The organism is Type-D symbiont of Plautia stali (assembly GCF_001485335.1).
Classification (GTDB): domain Bacteria; phylum Pseudomonadota; class Gammaproteobacteria; order Enterobacterales; family Enterobacteriaceae; genus Pantoea; species Pantoea vagans_C.
On record NZ_BBOC01000153.1, the window covers coordinates 1 to 5080 of the forward strand.

Annotated in this window: 5 protein-coding genes and 4 tRNA genes; 2 read left to right on the forward strand and 7 right to left on the reverse strand. The window is 48.4% G+C overall.

Features of this window, described 5'->3' with window-relative positions:
- The 5 genes from PSSD_RS27650 to PSSD_RS25350 form a co-directional block, all read right to left on the reverse strand.
- A partial coding sequence (locus PSSD_RS27650) for a GTP-binding protein (protein WP_235589182.1) occupies positions 1-90 on the reverse strand: 90 nt, incomplete at its 3' end.
- A gap of 107 nt (positions 91-197) precedes the next feature.
- Positions 198-273 (reverse strand) — tRNA-Thr (locus tag PSSD_RS25335).
- A gap of 5 nt (positions 274-278) precedes the next feature.
- Positions 279-353, reverse strand: a tRNA-Gly gene (locus PSSD_RS25340).
- 190 nt (positions 354-543) lie between these two features.
- Positions 544-628 (reverse strand) — tRNA-Tyr (locus PSSD_RS25345).
- Between the two features lie 7 nt (positions 629-635).
- Positions 636-711: transfer RNA gene (locus tag PSSD_RS25350), tRNA-Thr, on the reverse strand.
- 330 nt (positions 712-1041) lie between these two features.
- Between PSSD_RS25350 and PSSD_RS25355 the strand changes: the two genes are divergently transcribed.
- Together PSSD_RS25355 and coaA are read left to right on the forward strand one after the other, a co-directional pair.
- Positions 1042-1599 (forward strand): GNAT family N-acetyltransferase, encoded by a 558-nt coding sequence (locus tag PSSD_RS25355; RefSeq protein WP_058974164.1) that lies wholly within the window; start codon positions 1042-1044, stop codon positions 1597-1599.
- 204 nt (positions 1600-1803) lie between these two features.
- Positions 1804-2754, forward strand: coding sequence for a type I pantothenate kinase (gene coaA / locus PSSD_RS25360; RefSeq protein WP_039335880.1), 951 nt, complete (start codon positions 1804-1806; stop codon positions 2752-2754).
- A 179-nt stretch (positions 2755-2933) separates the two neighbouring features.
- Here the strand turns inward: coaA and birA are convergent, their stop codons facing one another.
- The gene (gene birA, locus PSSD_RS25365; protein ID WP_058974165.1) at positions 2934-3896 is read right to left on the reverse strand and encodes a bifunctional biotin--[acetyl-CoA-carboxylase] ligase/biotin operon repressor BirA; all 963 of its coding nucleotides are present in this window, start codon (positions 3894-3896) and stop codon (positions 2934-2936) included.
- A complete protein-coding gene (murB, locus tag PSSD_RS25370; RefSeq protein WP_058974166.1) occupies positions 3893-4930 on the reverse strand; it encodes a UDP-N-acetylmuramate dehydrogenase in 1038 nt (345 codons plus the stop codon). The genes birA and murB overlap by 4 nt, the downstream gene beginning before the upstream one ends.
- Between the last annotated feature and the right edge of the window lie 150 nt (positions 4931-5080).

Here is a 5080-nt window from a genome sequence, read left to right on the forward strand (position 1 = left end):
AGCAGTCAGGGTGGTTTTACCGTGGTCAACGTGACCGATGGTGCCCACGTTTACGTGCAGTTTGTTACGTTGAAATTGCTCTTTAGCCATCGCTAGTCCCTCTAAGACACGGATATATCGAAGATATCGTCATATCAACCAGGCAATGCCTGACTGTTTGGTTTACAGAGAGAGAATCAGGAGAGAGATAAAGGAAGTGGTGCTGATACCCAGAGTCGAACTGGGGACCTCACCCTTACCAAGGGTGCGCTCTACCAACTGAGCCATATCAGCACATCTGGAGCGGGCAGCGGGAATCGAACCCGCATCATCAGCTTGGAAGGCTGAGGTAATAGCCATTATACGATGCCCGCATCCTGGAACTCGGCTACCTGTTCTTTCTGTAGCTTATGAATAATAAAAGAAGACCTTCTATTATTCGAGCCTGCCAGAGTTTCTGGCCGACTTTGATTGCGTTACTACGCAATCTGAATTCGAAGGTGAGAGAGATGAACTCACCCGCCAGATAAAGACTTTATCTGACGCCCAACCAAGAGGTTGAGATGGTGGTGGGAGAAGGATTCGAACCTTCGAAGTCTGAGACGGCAGATTTACAGTCTGCTCCCTTTGGCCGCTCGGGAATCCCACCTACTTGATGGTGCCGGCTACCGGAATCGAACTGGTGACCTACTGATTACAAGTCAGTTGCTCTACCAACTGAGCTAAGCCGGCATCAAGTGGAGCGCATTCTAGGAAGACCGCGCCCAGGATGCAACAAAAAAATCGTCATTTTTGTTCTATCGCTTACTATTTGTGCAAATCATCGCAAATAGCCCATTACATGCAGTTTTTTCACCCAAATGCAGTGTGTTTTTACGCCAGTGAACTACGCCCTGAGCTTTTTATCCGTGTCATTTGTTCTGCACATTTGTAGGTCATGCTGCATTCTCGTTGTGCAGTTTGGTCAATTTTTTTCTCACTTAACGCTTGATCGCAGGTTTTTTGTGCTGGCCCGCATTTTGCTTCGTTTAAAAGTCTGGGTTTGGTTGAGGAGAATGCCTTATGAATATTGTTCAACTTAATGCTGAGACGTTGCCTCGCTATCGAAAAGCGCTGGCTGCATTAATGATTGATGCCATTCAACACAATATGGCAGCAGCATTCCATTCTTCTCATGGCCAGCAAGCACATCAGGAAGCCGAACGCTATTTTCATAGCTTGCGAGACGGCATGGCACGTCATGAGTTATTACTGTGGGTTGCGCTAACAGATGATGGCGTAGCGGGTAGCGTGCAGCTCAGCATCTGTCAGCGCCCCGATGGACGGAACCGAGCGGAGGTCTTGCACTTACTGGTGCACTCAACGGCACAACGCGAAGGTATTGGCCGCGAACTGATGAACAGGCTGGAGAGTAAAGCGGAGAGTTACCAACGTAGCCTGTTGTATTTGGATGTGCTGGCGGGATCACCCATCGAGCACTTCTACCGTGCTCATGGCTATCACTATCTTGGAGAGCTTCCTGACTACGCATTGTGCGCCGATGGCCACCCTCACCCCGGTGCAATCTATTACAAGCGCTTGCGGACCAGCGCAGCAGAAACGCTCGCAACAAGCTACTGAGCGATATCAAAAATGCGGGCACGCTTACGAAAGCGTGCTCAGGTTTATCATTTTGCTTCTTTTCGAAGTCGCACTGGTGTTACCCTCCAGCCCATTGTTCTCGTTAAATTACCCCCCGTGACGTGCAACTGAGTTCTCCGCATCATTGTATGCTTGCTGCTGCAAGATGTTGATGAGCCAGAATTTGCGGTCAGATGCATGCTTATGAGTAAAAAAACGACACCACTAACCACGCCATATCTGCAGTTTGATCGTCAGCAATGGGCCGCATTACGCGATTCAGTGCCGATGACATTGGCAGAAGGCGAGATTGAACGACTGCGTGGAATCAATGAAGATCTCTCCCTGGAAGAGGTCGCCGAGATCTATTTGCCGTTATCCCGCCTACTCAACTTTTATATCAGCTCAAATTTGCGCCGCCAGGCCGTTTTAGAGCAATTCCTTGGTATGAATGGGCAAAAAATCCCTTACATCATCAGTATCGCCGGAAGTGTTGCGGTGGGTAAAAGCACCACGGCACGTGTGCTGCAAGCACTGCTGAGCCGTTGGCCCGAACATCGTAAAGTTGAGTTGATTACCACAGATGGCTTTTTGCACCCCAATGCGGTGCTTAAAGAACGCGGCCTGATGAAAAAGAAAGGATTCCCGCAATCCTACGATATGCATCGTCTGGTGAATTTCGTGTCGGATTTGAAATCGGGGGCCAGCCAGGTCACAGCGCCGGTTTATTCTCACCTTATTTACGATGTGATCCCTGATGGTGACAAAGTTGTGCAACAGCCCGATATTTTGATTCTTGAAGGGCTCAACGTACTGCAAAGTGGCATGGATTATCCTCACGATCCTCACCATGTATTTGTTTCTGACTTTGTCGACTTTTCGATTTATGTCGATGCACCAGAAGCCTTATTAGAAAACTGGTACGTTAATCGCTTCCTGAAATTTCGCGAAGGGGCATTCAGCGATCCCGACTCTTATTTCCATCACTATTCACAATTACCCGAAGAAGAAGCATTGAATATCGCCCGAGGGCTGTGGAAAGAGATCAACTGGCTGAATTTAAAAGAAAACATTCTGCCCACTCGTGAGCGTGCGAGTTTGATTATGACGAAATCTGCAGACCATGCAGTTCAAAGTGTTCGGCTGCGAAAATAACAAACAGATAGCTATACCCAAAATAATTCGAGATTCAGGAAGGCGGCAAGTGTATGAATCCTCAGGAGCTTACTGAAGTAAGTGACTGAGGTGAATGCACGTAGCCAACGCACCTGTAATTTGTAGGATGAAGGGTATAAACGCCCTGTCATATCAGGGCGTTTTTTTAATAAAGAAGCTTAATAACCTGGTCGTAGCGAAATTTCGCCACCTACCCAAGATTTAATTTCTCCATCCTGCTCGAGTAATAATCCGCCCTGTTTATCAATGCCGCGTGCAATACCGTGAACCTCCCTATCGCCAATCAACAGTTTTACCGGGCGATTGATAAAGTTATCCAGCGCATCCCAACGTCCCACAAACGGCGTCAGTCCATCACGTTCAAAAACGGGTAAGGCATCACGCAGGCTATTGATTATTTTAGCCGCGAGTTCATTGCGATTAATTTTGACGCCAGCTTCCTGCAGATTTATCCAGCCCTGATTAATCTCTGTCGCACTTTCTGAACGCATCACCAGATTGACACCTGCGCCCATGACAATTTGTGCGGCATCGCCGGTTTTACCTGTGAGTTCAACCAGAATACCCGCCAGCTTGCGGTCGTTGAGATAGAGATCGTTTGGCCATTTCACGCGGACATCTGGTGCGCCAAGAGACTGAAGCACTTCAGCCATAACAATACCAATCACTAAGCTCAGCCCCATTGCCGCAGCCGGACCTTGCTCAAGTCGCCAATACATCGAAAGATATAAATTAGCGCCAAACGGTGAGAACCATTTGCGGCCTCGACGGCCTCGTCCGGCTTGCTGATATTCTGCAATACACGCGTAACCTGATACCAACTGGTCCATGCGTTCTAATAAGAATTGGTTCGTTGAATCAATGACGGGAATCACCGCCAGGTCCGGTTGCTGCAGATGTGACAGGATTTCCGCTTCATCCAATAGCTGTATAGGAGCAGGCAAGCTATAACCTTTACCCGTGACGGTGTAAACATCCAGACCCCAGCTTTTCAATGTCTGGATGTGCTTGTTAATCGCAGCACGGCTCATGCCCAGCGATTCTCCCAGATGTTCACCTGAGTGAAACTCTCCATCTGCCAGAAGCGCGACCAATTTGAGTGGCACGTTATGATCTTTCATGAAATTACCTCAACGGCATTACGTTCGCCCTGAGCACCAATAAAACGCACCTCTGGCTCCAGCCAAACATTGAATTTCTCACCAACGGAATTTCGTACATGGTGAGCGAGCCCAACAATATCTTGCGGTGTCGCCTGATCTTCATTGATCAATACCAGTGCCTGCTGGCGATGGACAGCGGCACCACCGACGCTGAAGCCTTTCAGGTTACATTGATCGATCAACCAGCCTGCGGCCAATTTGACCTCACCATTCGCCTGCGGGTAATGCGGCATATCTTGCCACTCTCGCATCAGTGCGGAGGCCTGTTCATGGGAGATCAGAGGGTTTTTGAAGAAGCTGCCCACATTGCCCGTTATCTTGGGATCCGGTAATTTGCTTTTTCGCATATGGCACACCGCATGGAACACATCCCATGCGCACACTGTGGCAGGGTTAAGTTTGGCTAAATCGCCATAGCTTAAGACGGGTTTCCACTGCTTTGCTAAGCAAAGCCCAATGGCAACAATCACGTAATCATCCTTCAATGCATGCTTGAAGATACTGTCACGATAACCGAATAAGCATTCTTCACGATAAAGGCGTCTGATTTTTTGCGTGGGCAAGTGCAGCGCATCTACATAGTGGCAAATGTCTTTGAATTCGACGCCATAGGCGCCAATATTCTGTATAGGTGCTGAACCGGCCATCCCAGGGATGAGCGCCAGGTTTTCCAGGCCAGTGATGCCTTTCTTTAAAGTATGCTCGACCAGCTCATGCCAGTTTTCGCCTGCGCCCACATGTAAATGCCATGCTTCATCTTTCTCTTCAAGAGAGATGCCTTTAATAGCGTTGACGATCACTCCACCATTAAAGTCCTCAAGAAATAGCACGTTGCTTCCTTCACCTAACACGATGAAAGGCTGGTTCCGCTGCTGAGTCGCTTGCCAGGCATCAATAATGGCTTCAGGTGTGTCAGCGATATACAGGGCTTGAGTACTGATCTCTAGACCCAATGTGTTGAAAGCTTTTAAAGAAGTGCGGGGGCTGGACATTTCACGGCCTTTACTGATTAATCTGGCCGTAGTTTACCCGATCAGTTAGCTGCAAGTGGGATGTTTTCGTGGCTTTTAGGGGGGGAATTCATCGATCTGCAGACGTAAAAAAGCCCTGAACTTTCGTTCAGGGCTTCTTCACTTGTTTGA

What these genes read in the sequence shown, in the direction of transcription:
- PSSD_RS25355 (WP_058974164.1), top strand. Translation starts at nt 1,042, where the DNA reads ATGAATATTGTTCAACTTAATGCTGAGACGTTGCCTCGCTATCGAAAA.
- murB (WP_058974166.1), bottom strand. Translation starts at nt 4,930, where the DNA reads ATGTCCAGCCCCCGCACTTCTTTAAAAGCTTTCAACACATTGGGTCTA.
- birA (WP_058974165.1), bottom strand. Translation starts at nt 3,896, where the DNA reads ATGAAAGATCATAACGTGCCACTCAAATTGGTCGCGCTTCTGGCAGAT.
- coaA (WP_039335880.1), top strand. Translation starts at nt 1,804, where the DNA reads ATGAGTAAAAAAACGACACCACTAACCACGCCATATCTGCAGTTTGAT.